General features: G+C 70.3%; 18 protein-coding genes. 4 read left to right on the top strand and 14 right to left on the bottom strand.

Features of this window, described 5'->3' with window-relative positions; genetic code table 11:
• Nucleotides 1-63 precede the first annotated feature (63 nt).
• The 5 genes from IE107_RS15145 to IE107_RS15125 all read right to left on the bottom strand — a co-directional run bounded on the left by IE107_RS15145 (nt 64) and on the right by IE107_RS15125 (nt 5751).
• Nucleotides 64-462, bottom strand: a complete 399-nt coding sequence (locus IE107_RS15145; RefSeq protein WP_189544266.1) for a cytidine deaminase — start codon at nt 460-462, stop codon at nt 64-66.
• Nucleotides 459-1748 (bottom strand): ABC transporter permease, encoded by a 1290-nt coding sequence (locus tag IE107_RS15140; protein ID WP_189544265.1) that lies wholly within the window; start codon nt 1746-1748, stop codon nt 459-461. The genes IE107_RS15145 and IE107_RS15140 overlap by 4 nt, the downstream gene beginning before the upstream one ends.
• Entirely contained in the window at nt 1745-2863 is a 1119-nt protein-coding gene (locus IE107_RS15135; RefSeq protein WP_189544264.1) for an ABC transporter permease, read from the bottom strand. Before IE107_RS15135 ends, IE107_RS15140 begins: the two co-directional genes overlap by 4 nt.
• Nucleotides 2860-4461 (bottom strand): ABC transporter ATP-binding protein, encoded by a 1602-nt coding sequence (locus IE107_RS15130; protein WP_189544263.1) that lies wholly within the window; start codon nt 4459-4461, stop codon nt 2860-2862. The genes IE107_RS15135 and IE107_RS15130 overlap by 4 nt, the downstream gene beginning before the upstream one ends.
• 249 nt (nt 4462-4710) lie before the next feature.
• The gene (locus IE107_RS15125; protein WP_189544262.1) at nt 4711-5751 is read right to left on the bottom strand and encodes a BMP family lipoprotein; all 1041 of its coding nucleotides are present in this window, start codon (nt 5749-5751) and stop codon (nt 4711-4713) included.
• A 453-nt stretch (nt 5752-6204) separates the two neighbouring features.
• Here IE107_RS15125 and IE107_RS15120 point away from each other — a divergent pair, with 453 nt between their 5' ends.
• Nucleotides 6205-6531: a hypothetical protein gene (locus IE107_RS15120; protein ID WP_189544261.1), complete on the top strand. Its 327-nt coding sequence runs from the start codon at nt 6205-6207 to the stop codon at nt 6529-6531.
• A 726-nt stretch (nt 6532-7257) separates the two neighbouring features.
• On the opposite strand, the gene IE107_RS15115 is transcribed toward IE107_RS15120, so the two are convergent.
• The 3 genes from IE107_RS15115 to IE107_RS15105 all read right to left on the bottom strand — a co-directional run bounded on the left by IE107_RS15115 (nt 7258) and on the right by IE107_RS15105 (nt 9515).
• Entirely contained in the window at nt 7258-7368 is a 111-nt protein-coding gene (locus IE107_RS15115; protein WP_229866946.1) for a transposase domain-containing protein, read from the bottom strand.
• Between the two features lie 79 nt (nt 7369-7447).
• The gene (locus tag IE107_RS15110) at nt 7448-8680 is read right to left on the bottom strand and encodes an amidohydrolase (protein ID WP_189544340.1); all 1233 of its coding nucleotides are present in this window, start codon (nt 8678-8680) and stop codon (nt 7448-7450) included.
• 193 nt (nt 8681-8873) lie between these two features.
• Nucleotides 8874-9515 (bottom strand): hypothetical protein, encoded by a 642-nt coding sequence (locus IE107_RS15105; protein WP_189544259.1) that lies wholly within the window; start codon nt 9513-9515, stop codon nt 8874-8876.
• Between the two features lie 273 nt (nt 9516-9788).
• Here IE107_RS15105 and IE107_RS15100 point away from each other — a divergent pair, with 273 nt between their 5' ends.
• Nucleotides 9789-10031 carry a type II toxin-antitoxin system Phd/YefM family antitoxin gene (locus tag IE107_RS15100; RefSeq protein ID WP_189544258.1) on the top strand — a complete coding sequence of 81 codons (243 nt, stop codon included), beginning with the start codon at nt 9789-9791 and terminating at the stop codon, nt 10029-10031.
• 16 nt (nt 10032-10047) lie between these two features.
• On the opposite strand, the gene IE107_RS15095 is transcribed toward IE107_RS15100, so the two are convergent.
• Genes IE107_RS15095 through IE107_RS15080 form a run of 4 tightly spaced genes read right to left on the bottom strand, consistent with a single transcriptional unit; the run spans nt 10048 to nt 14707 of the window.
• A complete protein-coding gene (locus tag IE107_RS15095) occupies nt 10048-11103 on the bottom strand; it encodes a hypothetical protein (protein ID WP_189544257.1) in 1056 nt (351 codons plus the stop codon).
• Between the two features lie 11 nt (nt 11104-11114).
• Nucleotides 11115-12050 (bottom strand): N-acetylneuraminate synthase family protein, encoded by a 936-nt coding sequence (locus tag IE107_RS15090; protein WP_189544256.1) that lies wholly within the window; start codon nt 12048-12050, stop codon nt 11115-11117.
• Between the two features lie 51 nt (nt 12051-12101).
• Complete coding sequence (locus tag IE107_RS15085) at nt 12102-13337, bottom strand: acylneuraminate cytidylyltransferase (protein WP_189544255.1); 1236 nt, start codon at nt 13335-13337, stop codon at nt 12102-12104.
• Between the two features lie 20 nt (nt 13338-13357).
• Nucleotides 13358-14707 carry a DUF6716 putative glycosyltransferase gene (locus tag IE107_RS15080; RefSeq protein ID WP_229866932.1) on the bottom strand — a complete coding sequence of 450 codons (1350 nt, stop codon included), beginning with the start codon at nt 14705-14707 and terminating at the stop codon, nt 13358-13360.
• A 209-nt stretch (nt 14708-14916) separates the two neighbouring features.
• Between IE107_RS15080 and IE107_RS15075 the strand changes: the two genes are divergently transcribed.
• Together IE107_RS15075 and IE107_RS15070 are read left to right on the top strand one after the other, a co-directional pair.
• A complete protein-coding gene (locus tag IE107_RS15075) occupies nt 14917-15906 on the top strand; it encodes a glycosyltransferase family 2 protein (protein WP_189544253.1) in 990 nt (329 codons plus the stop codon).
• Nucleotides 15903-17288, top strand: a complete 1386-nt coding sequence (locus IE107_RS15070) for a polysialyltransferase family glycosyltransferase (RefSeq protein WP_189544252.1) — start codon at nt 15903-15905, stop codon at nt 17286-17288. The genes IE107_RS15075 and IE107_RS15070 overlap by 4 nt, the downstream gene beginning before the upstream one ends.
• A 75-nt stretch (nt 17289-17363) precedes the next feature.
• Here the strand turns inward: IE107_RS15070 and IE107_RS15065 are convergent, their stop codons facing one another.
• Together IE107_RS15065 and IE107_RS15060 are read right to left on the bottom strand one after the other, a co-directional pair.
• The gene (locus IE107_RS15065; protein ID WP_189544251.1) at nt 17364-19721 is read right to left on the bottom strand and encodes a glycosyltransferase; all 2358 of its coding nucleotides are present in this window, start codon (nt 19719-19721) and stop codon (nt 17364-17366) included.
• Entirely contained in the window at nt 19718-21235 is a 1518-nt protein-coding gene (locus IE107_RS15060) for a hypothetical protein (RefSeq protein WP_189544250.1), read from the bottom strand. Before IE107_RS15060 ends, IE107_RS15065 begins: the two co-directional genes overlap by 4 nt.
• Nucleotides 21236-21463: the final 228 nt, after the last annotated feature.

Genomic DNA, 21463 nt, shown 5'->3' with positions numbered 1-21463 from the left:
GGGAGATGGAGGTGGCCCTCCCGGCGGGCGGGAGGGCCACGGTGGGCGCGCTGCGGGCGCCCGCTACTTCAGATGGTCCGGGCCGAACGCCTGCGGCAGCATCTCGTCGAGCGTGCGCAGCCCGTCGGGCGTCTCCAGGACCAGCTCGGGGCCGCCGAACTCGTACAGCAGCTGCCTGCACCGGCCGCACGGCACCAGGATCTCGCCGGCCCCGTCCACGCAGGTGAAGTGGGTGAGTCGGCCGCCCCCGGTGGCGTGCAGCTGGGAGACCAGGCCGCACTCGGCGCACAGCCCGATGCCGTACGAGGCGTTCTCGACGTTGCAGCCGAAGACCGTACGGCCGTCGTCGACGAGCGCCGCGGCGCCGACCGGGTAGTGCGAGTACGGGACGTACGCGTGGGTCATCGCGGACCGTGCGGCGCTCCGCAGCGCCGCCCAGTCGACCTCGGCGGCGGCCGTCACTTGCCCTGGCCCTTGCGGTAGCGCATGCCGTCCGCCTTCGGCATCCGCAGCCGCTGGGCGGAGAGAGAGAGGACGAGCAGCGTGACAATGTACGGGGTGGCGCTCACGAACTCGGTGGGCACGGTGTCCGTACCGAGGTACCAGACCAGCACCGCGGCGGCGATGACCGCGCTGACCACGCCCTGGACGAAGCTCTTGCGGTAGAGCTTCCAGGCCGCGAGCACGGCCAGCACGACCACGAGCAGCAGGAGCAGCGCGTGGACGGACTCGCCGCCGTTGCGCAGCTGGAGCGCGTCGGCGAAGCCGAACAGCCCGGCGCCCATGGCGAGTCCGCCGGGCCGCCAGTTGCCGAAGATCATCGCGGCGAGACCGATGTAGCCGCGGCCGCCGGTCTGACCCTCGTTGTAGATGTGCGAGGTGACCAGCGAGAGGAAGGCACCTCCGAGGCCGGCCATACCGCCGGAGACGATCACCGCGATGTACTTGTACGTGTAGACGTTCACACCGAGCGACTCGGCGGCGACCGGGTTCTCACCGCAGGAGCGCAGCCGCAGCCCGAACGAGGTCTTCCACAGCACGAAGAACGTGAGGACGAACAGGACGATGGCCACGATCGTCAGCAGCGACACGTTGGTGACCAGGCCGCCGATGACACCGGCCAGGTCGGAGACGAAGAACCAGTGGTGCTTCTCGATGGAGTGCAGCCAGTCGGAGAGGCCCGGGATCGTCACCGAGGTGATGTCGTCGGCCGGTGGGGACTGCTTCGGGCTGCCGCCCTTGGCCGCGGCCTCGCCCGAGTTGAACCAGAGCTTGGCGAAGTAGGTGGTGAAGCCGAGCGCCAGGATGTTGATGGCGATACCGGAGATGATGTGGTCGACGCCGAAGGTGACGGTCGCGATCGCGTGCAGCAGCCCGCCGAGCATGCCGCCGACGACCCCGGCCAGTACGCCGAGCCACGGGTTGGTCTGCCAGCCGGCCCAGGCGCCGAAGAAGGTGCCCAGGATCATCATGCCTTCGAGGCCGATGTTGACCACACCGGCCCGCTCGGCCCACAGGCCGCCGAGACCGGCGAGTCCGATCGGTACGGCCATGGCGAGCGCCGCGCTGATCTGGCCCGCCGAAGTGACATCCTCCGCACCGGTGATGGCGCGCACGGCGGACAGCGCGAGCAGCACGCCCGCGATGATCAGCAGGACGACGGGGAAGGAGAGGCGGGTGCGGCCGCCCTTGCCACCGGAGACCTTGGGGGCCGCGGGGGGCGGGGTGGAAGTCGCCGTGGCGCTCACGCCGACACCTCCTGCTGGTCGTTGTTACGGGCGGCGGCCTGTGCGGCCAGTTCCGCGCCGACCTTGCTCTGCTGGCGCTTGAGTCCGTAGCGGCGGACGACTTCGTAGGCGATGACGACGCACAGGACGATGACTCCCTGGATCACACCGACGATCTCCTTGTCGTAGCCCTCGAATTCGAGCTTGCCGGTGCCGCGCTCCAGGAAGCCCCAGAGCAGCGCGCCGAGTGCGATGCCGACGGGGTGGTTGCGGCCGAGAAGGGCGATGGCGATACCGGTGAAGCCGATGCCCACCGGGAAGTCGCCGCTGTACTCGTAGCTGTCGTTGAGGAGGGTCGGCATTCCGACCAGACCGGCGACGGCGCCGGAGATCAGCATCGAGGTGACGACCATCTTCTTGACGTCGACACCGCTGGCCTCGGCCGCGGAACCGGACTGGCCGACCGTGCGCAGGTCGAAGCCGAAGCGGGTGCGCGAGAGCGTGAACCAGTAGGCGACGCCCGCGACGACCGCGATCACGATGAAGCCCCAGACGGGCGACGGGGTGGTCGGGAACTCGAAGAAGTGCGAGGACTCCGGGATCGGATTGGTGGAGATCTTCGTGCCGGCCTCGTCCAGGTGGCCGAGGCGCCCCTGCTGGAGGAGGTAGCCGATGATCGCGGTCGCGATGGCGTTCAGCATGATCGTCGAGACGACCTCGCTGACGCCACGGGTGACCTTGAGGACACCGGCGATGCCGGCCCACATCGCGCCGACGATCACCGCGGTGAGGATGATCAGCGGGATCTGGAGGGCGCCGGGCAGTGTCAGCGCGCCGCCGACAGCGGCGGCGAAGAAGGCGGCGAGGCGGTACTGGCCGTCGACGCCGATGTTGAAGAGGTTCATCCGGAAGCCGACGGCCACCGCGAGACCCGCGAGGTAGTACGTCGTCGCCTTGTTGAGGATGTAGACCTGGCTGTCCGACTTCATTCCGTAGTCGAACATGATGCCGAAGGCGCTGAACGGCTCCTTGCCGGTGGCGGCCAGCACGAGTGCGGTCACCAGGAAGGCGACCACGATCGCGAGTACGGGGGCCGCGATCCCCAGGAGCAGCCGCTCCTTGTCGATCTTCTTCATCGGTCCTCTCCCCCGTTCCGGGGGTCGGTGTCGGTGCTGTCGGCGCCGTCGGGGGCCGCGTCTTCGGAGGCCGGGGACGCATCCGGGGCTTCCAGGTGTCCGGTGGCCGCGCCCGTCATCGCCGAGCCGAGCTCCTCCGGAGTGATGGTCGCCGGGTCGGCGTCCGCGACCAGCCGCCCGCGGTACATGACACGCAGGGTGTCGGAGAGCCCGATCAGCTCGTCCAGGTCGGCGGAGATCAGCAGCACCGCGAGGCCCTCGCGGCGCGCCTCGCGGATCTGGTCCCAGATCTGCGCCTGCGCGCCGACGTCCACGCCCCGGGTCGGGTGCGCGGCGATCAGGAGCTTGGGGTCGTGGCTCATCTCACGGCCGACGATCAGCTTCTGCTGGTTGCCGCCGGAGAGCGAGGCGGCCGTGACGTCGATGCCGGGGGTGCGCACGTCGTACTCGCGGACGATCCGCTCGGTGTCGGCGCGGGCGCCCTTGAGGTCGAGGAACGCGCCCTTGCTGTTGGGGCGTTCGGTGACGTGGCCGAGGATGCGGTTCTCCCAGAGGGGGGCCTCCAGCAGCAGTCCGTGCCGGTGGCGGTCCTCGGGGATGACGCCCATGCCGTCCTCGCGGCGCTTGCGGGTGGGAGTGCGGGAGATGTCGGCGCCGTCGAGGGTGAGCACTCCGGCGTCGAGCTGGCGCATGCCCATGATCGCGTCGACGAGTTCGGACTGGCCGTTGCCCTCGACGCCCGCGATCCCGAGGACCTCGCCCTTGTGGATGGTGAAGCCGATGCCGTCGAGGACCGAGCGGACCACGCCGTCCGGGTCCGTGGCGCTCAGCCGCAGCCCGTCGACGGTCAGCATCGGCACGTCGGTGACGGTCGACTCGCGGGTCTCGGGGGACGGGAGCTCGCTGCCGACCATCAGCTCGGCGAGCTGCTTGGTCGTGGTGCTCTTCGGGTCGGCGGTACCCACCGTCGTACCGCGCCGGATGACGGTGATCTCGTCGGCGACCGACAGGACCTCGCCCAGCTTGTGCGAGATGAAGATGACGGTCAGGCCCTCGGCCTTGAGCTCGCGCAGGTTGTCGAAGAGCGCGTCGACCTCCTGCGGTACGAGGACCGCGGTGGGCTCGTCGAGGATCAGGGTGCGGGCGCCGCGGTAGAGGACCTTGAGGATCTCCACGCGCTGCCGGTCGGCGACCCCGAGGTCCTCGACCATGGCGTCCGAGCGGACCCCGAGGCCGTACGAGTCGGAGATCTCCTTGATCTTCGCGCGGGCCCGGTCACCGATGCCGTACAGCTTCTCCGAGCCGAGGACGACGTTCTCCAGGACGGTGAGGTAGTCGGCGAGCATGAAGTGCTGGTGCACCATGCCGATGCCGCGCGCGATGGCATCACCGGGGTTGTGGAACGAGACCTGCTCGCCGTCCACCGCGATGGTGCCCTCGTCCGGCTTCTGCATGCCGTAAAGGATCTTCATCAGAGTGGACTTGCCGGCGCCGTTCTCGCCGACGAGGGCGTGGACGGTGCCGCGGCGCACGGTGATGTCGATGTCGTGGTTGGCCACGACCCCGGGGAACCGCTTGGTGATGCCGCGGAGCTCCACGGCATGGGGACTGCTGGACGCGTTGATGGCGCACTCTCCTTGGCAGGAGCGGAGGGCGGAGGCGGTGGGAGCGTGAAAGGTATCGCGCCCGGTGGGGGGCTACGCGCGTAGCGCCACCGAATCGTTGGCCACCTGATGACAGGTCGCGGACCGTGTGCGTACGGCTACGGCAATCCGGCCGGGTCCGTACGTGAAATCGGGGCCCGTGTGAAGCCGAAGCGGCTCACGCGGGCCCCGATCGACGTCGGATCAGGTCGTGGTCTTGACCTTGATGGTGCCGTCGGCGATCTTCTTCTTCGCCTCGTCGAGCTTGGTCTGGATGTCCTTGATGTGGTCACCCGTGGTGGTCAGGCTGACGCCGTCCTTGGCCAGGGTGTACGTCTGCGTGCCGGTCAGCGGCTTGCCGTCCTTGACGGACTTGACCAGGTCGTAGACACCGCCGTCGACGTTCTTGACGACGGAGGTCATGATCGTGTCCTTGTACTTCGCCAGGGACGGGTCGAGGGCCTGGTCGGAGTCGACGCCGATGGACCAGGCGCCCTTCTTGCCCGCGACGGCCTCGATCGAACCGGCGCCCGAGCCGCCCGCGGCGGCGAAGATGACGTCGGCGCCCTTGTCGAGCATGCCCTTGGCGGCGGCCGAGCCCTTGTCGGGGCTGCCGAAGCCGGACAGGTCCGAACCGGTGGACAGGTACTGGATCTGCACCTTGGCCTTCGGGTTGGTGTCCAGGACACCCTGCTGGAAGCCCGCGGCGAACTTCTTGATCAGCGGAAGGTCCACACCGCCGATGAAGCCGACCTGGCCGTCCTTCGACTTCAGCGCGGCGGCGACGCCGGCGAGGTAGGAGCCCTGCTCCTCGGTGAAGACTATGCTGTCGACGTTCTTGGCGGTGGCGACCGAGTCGACCAGACCGAAGTTCACCTTCGGGTACTTGGCGGCGACCTTGTCGACCGCGTCCTTGTACGCGAAGCCGACGGCGACGACCGGGTTGTAGCCGCCCTCGGCGAGCGACTCCAGGCGCTGCTCGCGGTCGGCAGGGGTCTCACCGGTCTTGGCGGTGAGCTCCTTGGTCTCGGCACCGAACTCGGACTTGGCCTTGTCCAGGCCGCGCGCGGCGGAGTCGTTGAACGAGTTGTCACCACGGCCGCCCACGTCGTAGGCCATGCCGATCTTCATCTTGCCCTTGTCGGAGCCGGAGCTCTCGGTGGACGACTCGCCGCACGCGCTGGCGGTGAGTGCCAGAGTCGCAGTGACGGCACACGCAGCGGTGATCTTGGATACCCGGCGCAAGGGAAGGCTCCTTCAAACCTGACCGAAGCGCCTCTTCCGGCGCTGGTTTCGCGGCGATCGTAACGCGCGTAGATGTCAGTTAAGCACCCGTTCACGAGTCGTTATCGGATCGTCGCGAACCACCGCGAGGCCGACCACCAGGGCAGTGCGAGTAGTGATGCGGCCACGCTGCGTGACCAACGTCGCCGAGCACCGAAAGGGAACACGCCAGGAGAAAAAAGCCCCGAGAGAAGGAAAAGCGGAATTCCCCGCTCCATGCCCCTCGCCTGCATAATTGACCATCTCATTGCCAAGCCCGTTCATTCAATGATAAGAATTGACCGACCACTCAACCCCCGTCAGTGCGTGCCACTCAGAGAGTTCTGCACCTTGACCGGGAATAATTTACGCTGCCCGAAAACTGGATGCCGAATTTGTCTCCCGGCCTGGTTTTTGCGATGCGGAAGGGGAACCGTGAAGAAGAAGGTCTCCGTTGTTACGGGAATCGCGCTCACACTCACCGCCGGAACGTTCGCGCTAGCCCCCGGCGCATCGGCAGGGGTGCGAGTCGGCGACTGCAACACCTGGAAGTCGAACAGGGCACCGTGGACCGGCTCTGCTTACTGCAGCGGCATGGCATGGGCCGACAAGTTCCGAGTGAAGGTCACCTGCGTTGACCCACGCGGATCGCAGTGGATCGCCTACGGCCCCTGGAAGAAGAACACCGAGACCTCCACCGCGAAGTGCTCAGATAATCCAAATGTCGGCATCCTGAAAGTCGGTTTCACTTTCGATCACTGAGGAGATCACCAAGTCGGTGACTCTTTATCTTGCTCAGGCAGCCAAAGAGTCCCCATCGGCGGGGTACTTGGTGCCAGAATTACAAGGAGGGGCAGAGATGAAAAGGCGTTCGATCACTTCAGTGCTCGCTTTCACTGCAGTGGCTGGATCTTTACTGGTGGCGCCAAGCGCCACAGCAAGCGAGGTACGAATCCAAAAGGCCGACTGTGAGGTATGGAAGTCCAGCAAGGCCCCGTGGACCGGCTACTCAAAATGCACGGGGATGCTGCCCCTTGTTGAGCGTCAGCAGGTAAAGGTCATCTGCATCGACCCTCGTGGGAGCCAATGGGTCGTCTACGGCCGGGGTAAGGGCAACGGAGAAACTTCCAGCGCAAAGTGCTCCGACAACCCCAACGTCGGTGTGTACAAGGTGGGAGCAAACGTCTACCGCATCTGACGATAGCTGAGGGCGCCGTCCAATCCACACCAGGCGGGACGGCGCCCCTGCACGATCTCACTCACCAAAACCGTGTCCTATGTGGTGAGGCGAAGAAGTCGTCTGAAGCAGCAGAGGAAGCCGCGAAGAAACCGCCGTTCGCCTCTGTGTCCGGCACATCGAAGACGGTGCCAGGCGCCAGCAGTGTCCTCGCCCGCCAGCGGCCGACACACCCGCGCGAACAACACCTTCAGCGGCTCCAGCCCCAGTCGTCGGCGGGCCGGGCCGATCGCCGCTGTCGTCGGCACCCGTCACGGCTTCTCCCACCAGCGGAGCCGCTCCAGCTCCTGCGCGAGCAGCCGGGCCACCTCCTCATAGCCCTGCCCGGAGAACAGACACGTCGCGAGCACGAAATAGACCATCACCGCACCCAGCGACCACCTCGTCGACCACCACGGGCGGGGACACGCGCATCAACACCGGTGGGTCCAACTGATCAATTCAGAATGAGGTCCGAGTCTTTTCAAGCAACGCGGAGGCAGTGAACAGCTCGACGGCGACCGTGATCGCCTCCTCGTCGGCGTCGAAATCGCCGCGATGCAGGTCGAGACGGGCGGTGTCGCCGGGCGTGCGCACCCCGAGCCGGGCCATGGCGCCGGGCACGTTTTCCAGGTACCAGGAGAAGTCCTCGCCGCCCAGACTCTGTTCGGTGTCCTCGATCGCGCACGATCCGCGGCGCGCGGTCATCGCCGTGGCGAGCAGATCAATCATGGCGGCGTCGTTCACGACGGGCGGGACGCCGCGGACGTAGTTGATCACCGTCTTGGCGCCGTGCATTCCGGCCACCTCGTCGATCGCGGCGTGCACCAGGTCGGGGGCCTCCCGCCAGGCGGCCAGCTCCAGGCAGCGGACGGTGCCCGACAGCTCGGCGTGCTGCGGAATCACATTGCAGGCGTGACCGGCCTCCAGCCGCCCCCAGGTGACGGCGAGCCCGGCGCGCGCGTCGACCCGGCGGGCCAGCAGCGCGGGCACTTCGGTGGCGACCTTGGCGGCGGCGGTGACCAGGTCGGTGGTCAGGTGCGGGCGGGCGGTGTGGCCGCCGGGGCCGTCGAGCGACACCTCCAGCCGGTCGCAGGCCGAGGTGATCGCCCCGACCCGGAGCCCGATCCGCCCGACGTCCACCTTCGGGTCGCAGTGCACCCCGATGATCCGCCCGACGCCCTCCAGTGCCCCGGACAGGATCGTGTCGGGCGCCCCGCCGGGCAGCACCTCCTCGGCCGGCTGGAAGATCAGCCGCACCGGGTTCGGGAGCAGCCCGCGCCGGTCGAGGTCGGCGAGCACGAGCCCGGCGCCGAGGACCGAGGTGGTGTGGATGTCGTGCCCGCACGCGTGCGCCCGGTCGGGGACGGTGGAGCGGTACGGGACGCCGCTCTTGGTGTCCGGGATCGGCAGTGCGTCGATGTCGGCGCGCAGCGCGAGCATCGGCGCGGTGGAGTCGTCCCGCGTGCCCACGTCGCAGATGAGCCCCGTCCCCGTGTCGAGCACCCGGGGTGCGAGCCCGGCCTTCTCCAGCCGGGCCTTGATGGCCGCGGTGGTGCGGAACTCCTGGTTGCCCAGCTCGGGGTGCATGTGCAGGTCGCGCCGGAAGGCGATCAGCTCGGCACGCAGGTTCTCGGGCAGGGTGCCGGGCAGCGCCTCGTCGCCGGGCAGCTGGACATCGGAATCGCGGGACATCAACGGGTTCACCTGGTGAAGGGTAAGGCCCTTCCCCCTTCAACTGACCATGAAACAAGAAAAGTTCAGCCACATAGACGAATAAATGACTGCGTCGTGGCGTGTGAGGTGACGGCGGGGTGGGTACACTCGCCCCCTTTTGCACCATGATCCGCAACCACGATCGGCGGCTGCAACGGGCCACCCGGCCCCGTCAGCCGGACAGCCCCCGGCGCACCGGCAACAGGGCCGCCCCGATACACAGGGCCCCGACCGGCAGCAGATCCAGACTCACGGCCATCAGCGCCGTGCCCGCCAGCACCAGCACCGGGGCCCACGCCGGGACCGCGTCACGGCGGAAGAACGCGAGCAGGGTGACCAGGGCCAGCAGCCCGAGCCAGAACAGCATCGGCACCACGGTGTAGACCAACGGCATCACGCCGGGCACGTCCTGCACCCGCTCGAAGATCTCGCTCATGGCCTGCTTGTCCGCGGCGACGAACGCGGCCGCCAGGTCGATCACCGCCTGCACCGCCACCGCCGCCGCACCGAGCAGCCCGGTCCAGGCGGCCACCTCGACGGCGACCCGTCTGCCGCCGCGCTCCCCGGCGAGTCCCCGCAACCCCAGGAAGACCGGGACGAAGGCGAACACCCCGGCCAGGAACAGCAGATGCGCCGCCGTCCACCACACCCCGGGCCCGTAATCACCGACGGCCCGCCCGGCCAGCCGCACGGCCCCGTACCCCGCCATCAGGGCGGGCCCCGCGAGGAGGGCCGCTCCGACCGTCGCCCCGGCCGTGCCCTGCACACCGGCTGCCCCGCCCTGCCGCTCCGTCGCCATCCGCATCGTCGTCATGCGTCGATGCTCGCGCCCGGCGGCCCCTGCCCGCCATCGGGGCTTACCCCCAACAAACCCTGGGGACTGGCCACTTACGGCTCAGGGTGATCCATGACGGCGTCGGGGCGTCCACCCTCTGCATCAGGTGCAGCTCGACGCCGTCGAGGCACTCCGCGTGCGCTCCGAACGCACAGGCCGCACACGAAACGGGCACACCGGCATGATCCGCCTGCGCGAGGCAGACTTGGTCCACTGGTTAGTCCCCCCTCGATCCGCCCCTGTGAGACAGCCGTGGAAGCAGCTCGTCAGTACAACGTCCACGAGGCGACGACCCACCTCTCGCGCATCCTGGAGCAGGTGGCCACGGGCGAGGAAGTGGTGATCTCCAAAGCGGGAGAGCCAGTGGCCAAGGTGGTGCCGCTCCATCCTCGTACAAGGCGGACCGGGCGCGGCTCGCTCAGCGGGCAGATCCACATCAAGGACGACTTCGACGACCTGCCGGACGACCTGGCCGACGCCTTCGGGATGCGCTGATGAAATGCCGAACGGGCTACGCCTCCGTCACCGCCGTCGCCCGCCAGGGCGCCAGGCGCTGGACGTCGCGGGCGGTTTCCGTGACGCCGCTCAGGAAGCCCTGGGCGCGGGGGGAGGCCGTCTCGCGGAGCCATTCGGGGGCGATGTCGCAGACGGCGACCTTCACGTCGGTGCCGGCCAGGGCCAGGGGCAGGGTGTGGACGACGGTGGAGGGGAAGCTCAGGACCGTGCGGCCGATGGGGCCGCGGCGGGCGATGAGTTCCAGGGGGAGGTCGGGGCGGACGATCTCCAGGCCGGTGGCGGCCTCCAGGGCGTGGAGCTTGTCGGTGGACTCGCGGCGGTGCGCGAAGTAGCGGGTCGCCCCGTGGGTGCGGGCCAGGGCCGCGACGGCCTCCAGGTACTGGTCCCGGTCGACCACGCCCGTCTCGACCAGCGAGGTGCCGACCAGGTCCGCGCCCTTGGTGAGCAGCGGCGGGCCGAAGCGGGCGCGGGTCCAGGCGAAGGTGTTGGGGGTGACGGTCACGCCGGGCGGAGCCTCGACCGGCATGGCCGTGAAGACCTCGACCGTACGGGTGGCGGAGGGCGTGAAGCGGCGGCGGGCGCGGGCCGTGACCGGGGCCAGGACCAGTTCGCGCGGGCCCGAGCTGCCCTTGCGGTGCCAGCGCACCAGGCGCTCGCCGCGCGCGAGCTGGGCGACGAACTCCATGGTGGCCGTGCCGTCGTCGACCACGGTGAGACGGCGGGCCCGGACCAGGGTGAGCAGGAGCTGGACGTACCGGGAGAACGGGTCGCCGATGACGATGTGCTGCGCCCTGCGGACCAGTCCGGACAGGTCGCGCAGGCTCTTCAGGGGCGCGCCCGCGCCGCCGCGCGCCTCCTGCCAGCGGACGTTGATGCCCTCGTCGCGGGCCAGCTCCGCCATCCGGCGCAGCTGACCGCGCGACATCGGGTCGACCGGGGGGAGGACGACGACCGTGATGTCCGTGAGGACCCGGTCGCCGCCTCCCTCTGCGTAGGCCCACTCCAGGACGTTCAGGAGCTGGACCGGGCTCTCGACGAAGGCGAGGTTCACCGGTCGGCCCGTCAGACCGCGACCGGCTCGGCGACCGGGGCCGCCTCGGTGCTCTCGGCGACGACGCCCGCGACCCGGCGGAGCTTCTTCATCGGGCCGAGCTCGGACTCGTACACCTTCTTGACGCCGTCGCCGAGCGAGGCCTCGATGGTGCGGATGTCGCGGACGAGGCGGGTGAGGCCCTGCGGCTCGACGGAGGCGGCCTGGTCGGAGCCCCACATGGCGCGGTCGAGGGTGATGTGGCGCTCGACGAACGCGGCGCCGAGGGCGACGGCGGCGAGGGTCGTCTGGAGGCCGGTCTCGTGGCCGCTGTAGCCGATCGGGACGTTGGGGTACTCCTGCTGGAGGGTGTTGATGACCCGGAGGTTCAGCTCCTCGGCCTTGGCCGGGTACGTCGAAGTGGCGTGGCAGAGAAGAATGTTGTCGGAGCCGAGGACCTCGACCGCGTGGCGGATCTGGCGCGGGGTCGACATGCCGGTGGAGAGGATGACCGTGCGGCCGGTGGCGCGCAGGGCGCGCAGCAGCTCGTCGTCGGTGAGCGAGGCCGAGGCGACCTTGTGGGCGGGGACGTCGAACTTCTCCAGGAAGGCGACGGCCTCGGTGTCCCACGGGGAGGCGAACCAGTCGATGCCGCGCTTGGCGCAGTGCTCGGAGATGGCCCGGTACTCGTCCTCGCCGAACTCGACGCGGTGGCGGTAGTCGATGTACGTCATCCGGCCCCAGGGGGTGTCGCGCTCGATGTCCCACTGGTCGCGCGGGGTGCAGATCTCCGGGGTGCGCTTCTGGAACTTGACGGCGTCGCAGCCGGCTTCGGCGGCGACGTCGATCAGGGCGAGGGCGTTGTCGAGGTCGCCGTTGTGGTTGATGCCGATCTCGCCGGTGACGTACACGGGCCGGCCGGGGCCGGCGGTGCGGGTGCCGAGGGTGCGCAGACGGGAGGTGCTCATGAGGTGTGTTTCCTTAGATCGGATGACTTCGCGGGTTTGGGGGACCCGGGATCACTTGGGGGACTGAGTGGGACGCGTGGCTGTGAGGGTGGGGCCGAGCAGCCAGGCCGCGATCTCGCGGATGGCGCCGGACCCGCCGGGGGTGGTCGTGACGGCGCGTGCGGCCGCCCGTACCGAGTCGTGGGCGCTCGCGACGGCGACGGGCCAGCCGGCGAGTGCGAAGCACGGCAGGTCGTTGACGTCGTTGCCGACGTAGAGGACACGTTCGGGAGCGATGGACTGTTCGTCGCACCACTGCTTGAGCGCCCGGTCCTTGCGGTCGATGCCGTGCAGGACCGGGATGCGGAGCTTGTGGGCGCGGGCGGCGACGACCGGGTTCTGCTCGCTGGAGAGGATCAGCAGCGGCAGTCCGGCCTTGCGCAGGGCGGCGATGCCCAGACCGTCGCCGCGGTGGACGGCGACGATCTCGCGTCCGTCGGCGTCGATGAGGACCCGGTCGTCGGTCTGCGTGCCGTCGAAGTCGAGGACGACCGCGTCGATGTCGTCGAGGGTGGGCAGCGGCGAGGGGTCGAGCAGCGGCGCGAGGGCGCGGGCGCGGGCCAGGTCGTGCGGGTCGTCGATCTCCAGGACCCGTGCGGCGTCGGTGCGCACCAGGGCGGTGTGGCCGAAGAAGCGGTGGCGGTGGGTACGGAAGCCCGCGGCGTTCATGGCGTACGCGGTGCCCGTTTCGAGAAGGTCCTCGGGGCGGTCCTGGCGCATCTGCCGGACGGACTTGTCGTGGTTGACGCCGTAGTTGTCCTCCTCGATCGCGCTGCCGTCGCGCCAGAGGAAGCCGTGGAAGGGGGCGACCGTGACCGCCGTGTCGGCGCCGTCACGGGCGACCGCGGCGGCGACGCCGTCGATGTCCTCCCGCAGCACGAAGGGGCTGGTGCACTGGACCAGCAGCACCACGTCGGCGGTCCGCTCGCGCATCGCCTCGTAGGCGTCCAGGGCGTGCAGCACCGCGTCCTCGCTGCTCGACTTGTCCCCGGCGATGGCCGCGGGCCGCTGGACGATGTGCAGCCGCTCGGGGGCGCCCAGCGTGTCGGCGGCGGTCTGGGCCTCATCCGCGATGGCCGCTTCGTCGGTCGTCACGACGACGTCCGTGACCTCGCGGGAGGCCAGGCAGGCCCGTACCGCGCGGGCGATCAGCGGTACGCCGCCGACCTTGGCGAGGTTCTTGGCCGGTACGCCCTTGGATCCGCCGCGGGCGGGGATCACGGCGAGCACGATGGGGGTCGGGGTCATCTCTGCTCCTGAAGTGGTGTTCACAGCTCGCCCATCCGTCGGATCACCGGGGCGACCCGCTGGACGCCGTGCCGGTAGGCGCCGCGCGCCGCTTCCCGGACCGCCTCGCGGACCGCGCCGCGCACGCCGCCGGTCTCGCGGGGCCGTTCGGCGCCCGGCAGCGGGTGGCCGTCGGGGGCGAGGTGGTGCCGGGCGAGGATGCCGGGGAGGTAGCCGGGGGCGGCGGCAGGCGTGTAGTAGGGCGCGAGGTCGGGCAGCCGGGCGGCGGCGAGCAGGGCGTCGACCCGGGCGCGGGCGTGATCGTAGGCGGTGGCGTACGTGCCGTCGGCGGCGACGCCCTGGCCGGCCAGCCACTGCGGGTCGGGTTCCGGGCGGAAGCCGCCGTCCAGGTGGTCCCAGGAGGTGAGCAGGCCGGAGCCGATGAAGTGGTGGTTGCCGAGGGCCTCGCGGACGCCGAGGTCGGTGAGGACCGCGGTCGGGACGCGCCGGTGCAGGGACTCCAGCGCGGCGGTCGAGGAGACCGTGACCAGCAGGTCGGTGCGGTCCAGGACCTCGCCCATGTGCCCGTACACCAGGCGGAAGTTGGGTGGCAGTCCGCCGGGCAGCTTCTCGGCGAGCCGCTGGTACGGGAGTTCCTCGATGTGCGTGGTGTGCTCGCCGGGCTTGGAGCGCAGCTTCAGCAGCACCTCGCGCTCCGGGTGCAGCCTGGCGTGCTCGACGAGCCTGCGCAGCAGGTACATCCGGTCGTCGCGGGAGGCCGGTACGGAGGGCTGGGCGGCGAAGACGACGGTGTCGCGGCCCTCCTGCGGGCGGTGCGGTTCGCCGCCGAGGAACGGCAGGGCGGCCTCGGTGACGGCCGAGGCGTCGGCGCCCACTCCCTCGTACACCGCGCGGAAACGCTCCGCGTCGTGGCGGGAGTTGGCGAGGACGACGTCGGCGCCGTGCCGCAGCAGAAGCCCGTCGGCGAGCTTCTCGTAGACGACGCCGACATAGCCGGTGACGACGACGGGCCGGGCGGGCAGCCGCAGTGCGGCGAGTCCGTGCAGCATCGCCTGGACGGCGCCGCCGACGAGGGCGAGGACGACGACGTCGTACCCCTCGTCCCGCACACCGTGCAGGAATTCGACGGCCGTCACCTCGCGCACCCGGCCGGCCTCGATGCCGACGTCGCCGACCTCGGCGAGCTGGCGCGGCGTCGGGGTGGCCCGGCCGCGCAGCAGCAGTCCGCTGATCTCGACGCGCCGCGCCGGCGTCCCGGACGCACCGGCGGTGAGGCGGCGCGCGGTGAGCGCGCCCCATTTCCACCGGGTGTCGGAGTCGGCGAGCACGGCTACCCGGAGGGCGGTCGTCTTTTCGGTACGTGGGGGCACGTCCAAGAACTTAGGAAGGCATTTCGATTCGCGGCCCAACGTGACGGCAACAGCTGGTTAACAGCCCGCCGACGCTTGGCGAATCGCCTTCACAAAGGGGACGCAATCGCCCACGATTCAGCCCGGTTCATCATTCCGACATTCGCCGTTCACCCGCCGTCCGTCCCGGCGCCAAGGCAAATGACGGGCTCGCGCCTAGCGTGAGACGGGTGGTTAAGCTCTCGGTCATCGTGCCGTTCTACAACGTGCAGACATACGCCCCCGACACCTTGAGAAGCCTGCGGGCCAATGCCCGCGAGGACTTCGAATTCATCCTCGTCGACGACTGTTCGACCGACGGGACCGCGGACATACTGCGCCGCGCCGAGGACGAGATTCCGGGGGTGGTCGTACGCAGACACAAGCAGAACGGCGGACTGGCCACCGCCCGGAACACCGGCCTGGACGCCGCGCGCGGCGAGTACCTCGCCTTCCTGGACGGCGACGACTGGCTCGCCCCCGGGTTCTACACCGAACTCCTGTCCCGGACCGAGGAGTTGGGCTGCGACTTCGTCCGCACCGACCATGTCCAGGTCGAGCACAGGAACCGCACGGTGCACCGGGTGCCGCACGGCAGGCGCGGCGAGGTGCTCGATCCGCGGGACGCGATCCTGCCCGCCGAGCGGTCCACCTCGGTCGACTACCCGTACGCCTGGGCCGGGCTGTACCACCGGCGGCTGCTGGAGCGCGGGCTGCTGCATTTCACGGACGGGCTGCGTACCGCGGAGGACCGTCCGTGGATCTGGCGGCTGCATCGCGAGGCGGATTCTTTCGCGGTGCTGGGGCTTCTGGGGATTTTCTACCGGCGCGGTGTCGCCTCTTCCCTCACACAGATCGGCGACGTACGCCAGCTCGATTTCATTCGCTCGTTCGACCAGGTCATTCAGGAAACCGTGGAAGACCGTGACGCAGAGGTACTGCTACCGAAAGCGGTCCGTACCTATTGCGCGATCATTTCTCACCACATGAGCTCGATCGAAAGGTTCGAACCCGCCGTGGCCCGCACACTGAAGTCCATGAGTGCCGCCGCGCTCAGGCGCATGCCGCAGCAGGTACTCGACGACGCCCTGGACTCGATGGACGTGCAGCGCGCCACCCTGCTGCGCCGGCTGCGCCGCCGCCCGGCCGCCGCGGGCGCCAAGGAGGTGACGGCAGCGTGAACACCGCCCGCTCCCGCACCACGCAGATCTTCCTCGCCTCCACGCTCTACGGCACCGCCACGCTCGCCGCCGCGCTCGACGCGGGCTGCTTCCCGGACGCGGACCGCCGCATCCTGCTCGTCTCGAACAACGCGGCCGTGCCGGAGACGACGGCCTCCCTCGACGCGATGCCCGGCTTCGACGCGCTGCGCGGCCGGTTCGACGACGTGGTGTCGTGGAACACCACGATCGCCCCGTTCCACCCGGGCGGCTGGGCGCCGCGCCCCGACGACGTCCCCCTGTGGGAGCGCCATCTGCGCCTGGCCTGGGGACTCGGCGACGACGACATCGAGCTCGCGGTCGAGTCGATCCAGGTCAACCCCGCGCTGGCCGTCGCACAGATCTTCACCGGCGCTCCGGTCGATGTGTACGCGGACGGGCTGATGAGTTACGGCCCCACCCGCAACAAGATCGACCCGCTGATCGGTACGCGGGTGCGCCGGCTGCTCCACCTCGACCTGGTGCCGGGGCTGAAGCCGCTGCTGCTCACGGAGTTCGGGGTGGCTCCGCAGCTCGTACCGACCGAGGTGTTCCTCAAGGTGCTCGGTGAGCTGGCGGACGCGCCGGGGGCCCAGGACGGCGTTCCGGCCGTGGAGGCGCCCGCGCTGCTGCTCGGCCAGTACCTCTCGGCGCTCGGGCTGATCAGCGCGGCCGAGGAGGAGGAGCTGCATCTGCGGATGATGCGCGGCGCGGTCGCGCTCGGTCACACCCAAATCGTCTTCAAACCGCATCCCACGGCCCCGGCGCAGTGGTCGAGGGCGATGGGCGAGGAGGCGGGGAAGCTCGGCGCCGAGCTGACGGTGCTGGACGACGGGGTGCTCACCGCTCCGGTCCTCGCCGAGATGCTCTACCAGCGGATGCGGCCCGCGCTGGTCGTCGGCTGCTTCTCGACGGCGCTGCTCACCGCCTCGGCGTTCTACGGGCTGCCGGTGGCCCGGGTCGGCACCGAGATGCTGCTGGACCGGCTCGCCCCGTACGAGAACAGCAACCGCGTCCCGGTCACGCTCGTGGACGCGCTGGTGCCGGAGGTGACGGACCGGGCGGCCGTGGAGCGGGCGGGGACGGCGCAGGGCGCCGGGCCGGTGGACCCGGCGGACCTGACCGGGCTGGTCACCGCGGTCGGATTCGCGATGCAGCCGAGGATCTACCCGGGGCTGCGGCCCGCCGCCGAGCGGTATCTGGCCGCGCACCTGGACACCACCACCCGGCGGTACTTCAAGCGCAAGCGGCTGACCTCGCTGGCGCTGCCGGGGGCGGTACCGGCGCAGCTCGCGTTCCTGCCGCGCAACGCGGTGGTGCGCAGGGTGGCGCGGTCGGTGCGGCGCCGGGTGGTGCGGCAGTAGGCGGCGGCCCCGGGAACGCGGCGGGGCGGGGCCGGGCACCGAACCCGGCCCCGCCCCGCCGCGTTCCCGGGGCCGTCAGGCGGGCACACCGCCCTGGATCACCCTCAGGTCCGCCGCGTTGGCCTCGGTGATCTTCCAGAGCTCCCACTGCCGGCCGTGCACATCGGCGACCGTCGCCGCGTGGTCGTCGAGCAGCCCGGCCGCCCGCTCGGTGAGCCGGGCCCCGAGGTGCCGGTCGTGGACCGAGATCCCCCACTCCGGACGGTCGATGTCGGCCAGGAAGTACGCCATCTTCGGGTGCGAGATCAGGCTGATGATCGGCGTACCGCAGCCGAACGGGATCATCCCCGCGTGCCCGCGCATCCCGATGACCAGCTTGGTGCGGGCGTAGGTGTCCCGGATCTCGTCGTTGCCGAAGTCGTACATCGGGATCACCGGCAGCGCGATCCCGTGCTCGCGCCGCAGGTCGAAGGCGATCCGCTCGTCGTCCAGCGAGTGGGCGACGCAGCGGACCTCGGCCCGCTTGCCGAGCTCCCGCACCGCGGTCGCCATCTCGCCCAGGAAATGCCCGTAGTCGTGCCCGAAGCGGAGCCCGGCACGGTCGTACGCGGCATTGATCAGCACGGTGTCCTCGCGCCGCTCCGGGTCCGTCCAGCCGTCCACCAGCTGCCGGGTGACCGTGGTCGGGCAGGGCTGGAAGCGCACCTTGTCGTGGAGCGAGGCGGGCAGCAGTTCGCGGACCTTCTCGATGGAGCCGTGGTTGCGCAGCCCGAAGAACGAGGCCCGTTCGACGAGCCTCCGCAGGCTGGACAGGAACCGGTCGCGCCCGTGCCCGTACGCCTGGCCGTCGAAGGCGTTGAAGCCGACCGCGTACACCATGACGGGTACGTCGATCCGGTCGAGCAGTTCGTCCGGGACGTTCCACTGCCAGCCGCTGTTGCCGTTGGGCGCGGTGTCCGGGATGAAGAGGCCGCCGCCGCCGATGACCAGGCCCCGGCGCTCGTTGACCCGCTCCAGCGCGGCCTCGTCGAAGAGCCGGTGGGCGTGGATCGAGTGCCAGCGCCGCGGTCCGGTGTCCCGGCCGAAGGCCAGCCGTACGCTCTCCGGCAGCAGTTTGTCGCCGGCGTTGCCCTGGCGCTCCATGTAGAAGGCGACATGGGCCAGTTGGCCGGAGGCGGGGCCCTCCACGGGCGCGGCCGCATCCGCGGTGCGCTGGTGCATCAGCCGGCTGGCGCGGTGGGTGGGGTCGACCGCGAGGCCCTTCAGGGCGTACTCGGCCGCCGCGCCGTCGTCACCGTGGATCCAGGCGATCTGGGCGAGGCGGGCGAAGGCGGTCGCGGCCCGGTTGGGCGAGGCGGTGGCGAGCAGCAGCCGGGCGCGGGCCTCCTCGTAGCGGGAGACGCTCATCAGTGCGTGGCCGAGCACTTCGTGCGGCCAGGACTCGTCGACGGGGATCGTGACCCGGCCCAGCAGATCGGCCGCCTCCTGGTACTCGCCCGCCGCGATGTGGGCGGCGGCGACCTTGCGAGCGGCCTCCGGGGAGCCGGTGCGCAGCACGTGCGGGGTGCCGTAGTGGACGAGCAGGTCGTGGTGCTTGGCGCCGGGCAGTTCCACGTACGCGGAGTGGAACTCGGCGTCGGACAGCTCGAATTCGCGCCAGCGGTCCTCCGCCTCGCGGTAGCCGGCCTCACCGCCCTGCCAGGGCTTGTGCCGTCCGGTGAAGTGCAGGATCGCAGTGGATTCGGGGACCGGGAGGTCGCCCGAGAGCCGCCGTTTGACGAAGTTGTAGCGGGCGTCGAGCTGGACGAAGTCGCCGTCGAGCACGGCGTTGAGGATGCCCTGGTCGTGCTTGTCGAGCTCGTACGTGCCGGCCCGGCCGACCTCGTCGAGCCGCGCGCAGAACGCGTCGCTCAGATACTCGCGCTGGATGACCAGCAGCCCGCTGTTGAGCTTGTGCTGCCCGTAGAAGAACTGCGGTACGGCGGCCAGTCCGTCGCGCAGGGCCAGCAGTTCACCGAGATCGCCGAGGACGACCATGTCGGTGTCGAGCGTGATCACGGTGTCGTAGTCGCGGACCCGGAAGATGTCGAGGATGAAGTAGGCCTTGCGGACCAGGTAGTTGTCCTGGTCGCCCTTGGCGTACGAGTCGTAGTGCTCGGCGTCGACCCGGCGGAAGTCGATGCGCGGGTGCAGGGCCCGGATCTGTGCGACGGAGGCGGGGCGCAGCCCGTCGTGCAGGACGAGGAAGTCCTCGCAGACGTTCGGGTTGGACAGGGCCAGACTGCGCAGCAGGGCGAGGAAGCCGGGCAGGTAGTTTTCGTCGACGAAGCTCGCGAAGGCGACCCGGCGCTTGCCGGTGAGCGGGTTGGCGGGCGCGGGTGAGACAGGGAGGTCCGGGCCGGTGGCGGACAGGGTCGTGGCGGTCGTCGTCATCGCAGTCGGATCCTCATGTCGGTGACGCTCTGGGCGCGTTCCATCACCCACGCCTTTTCACTGGTGTACTCGTGCACGGAGGTGATGGGCATCCGCATCGCGCCGGGCACGCGGTAGGCGCCGCTCTCGTAGAAGTCGAAGCCGATGAGGTCGATCCGGCTGCTGACGTCCAGGTGGTCCAGGAGCCACAGCATGTTGAAGCCGGTGGTGGGGATGGCCGGCCAGGCGTCGGCGCCGACGCGCCCGATGTCGCGCAGCGGCCAGCGCAGCGACTCGTCGCCCAAGTACTGCTGGGCGCCGGGGACGAGGCGGTTGCGCAGGGAGTGCTTCCAGTCGCCGGAGATCCCGCCGAAGACCAGCCGGGTGTGCACCTTCTGGTCCCAGTTGAATCCGTGCTTGTGGATGGTGGCGTGGATGTCGGTGCGCCGTCCGGTCGCCGCCGGGTCGATCCGGTACGAGTTGAAGCGGACGATCAGGTCGTAGCCGTCGATCTCGGTGCCCATCGAACTGCCGCCGACCCGCCGGGAGTTGGCGATGAGGCAGATCGACCTGCCGGCGATCCGGTTGCGGAACTCGCCGACCGTGGTCCACTCGACGCCACCGAAGGTGGGGTCCTCGACCGGGCCGCGCATCCGGCTCCTGCGCTGTTCGGCGTAGAGGCCGACGATCCCGGTGAGCCCGGCCACGGCGCCGGGGTCCGTTCCGGCCGCCTCCATGGCCAGTGCGAGGTACTGCGAGGTGGCTTCCTGGATCTCCGTCACCGGGGCCCCGGCACGCTCCTGGGCGAGCAGGGCGCCGACCAGCCGGGGCCGCGCCCGGCCCCAGTCGCCCCGCGCCTGGAGGGCCAGGCCCTCGGCCCAGGTCTCGGTGACGGGGCGGGCGGCGTACTCGGCGGCGGCGGGGCAGTCGCGCTCCTGGCCGCGCAGCAGCTCGTCCTGGAGCCGCGCGCCCGCCCGCAGCCCGACGACCTTGGCCGCGACGCCGAAGCCGTCGTCCTCGGTGTACGAGAGGTAGCGCTCGTACGCCTCGATGGCCGCGGCCTCCGCGCCCATCGCCTCCAGTGTCCTGGCCCGCAGCCGCCAGCCGGCCCGTGAGCCCTTGCGCTGGGTCAGCACGGTGTCCCCGATGAGCACCGCGAGCTTCAGCTCGTCCTCGTAGCCGCAGTCCAGCGCCTTGTTGCCGACCGCGAGCAGCGGGTCGAGCAGCTCGTCGGCGAGAGCCGCCGTGGAGGCCGCGCCCGCCTTGCCCGCCCGCCGTATCAGCGGGATCGAGGACCCGGCGGCCGGCGGGCCCGCGGGCTGCGTCGCGGCGTGCACGGCCAGCAGGTGCCGCAGCGCCTCCGCGAGTGCCGTACGCCGCCGGTCGAGCCCCGCCACCAGCTTGGTGCTGTGTGCGGCACAGGCCCGCAGGCACACGTCCACGTCGGTCGGGGTGACGGAGGCGAGCTGCGGAGCGGCACTCCCGGGCGGGGCCGCGTCACGCTGCCGTGGCCAACGGGTGCGGGCTTCTCTCATGGCGCTCCAAGCGTCTGTGCCCGTGGGGGGAGGGGCGGGTGCGGGTGTGCGGTCACCGGGGCGCGCACGGAGCCCCGCTCCGTCGAGGGGCGGATGCCCGGCGCGCGTGATCGGTTCCGCGTCACGCTAAGAAACCTGAGCGGCCGCTGGATGAACTCACCCTGTCGGTACCGGAAACTGCGCACCGACCCCGCAGGTACGCGCACGGGTCGGCGCAGCCCGCACCGC

This window comes from Streptomyces gelaticus, from assembly GCF_014649535.1.
Lineage (GTDB): Bacteria > Actinomycetota > Actinomycetes > Streptomycetales > Streptomycetaceae > Streptomyces > Streptomyces gelaticus.
This window is presented reverse-complemented; position numbering and strand designations above follow the sequence as displayed.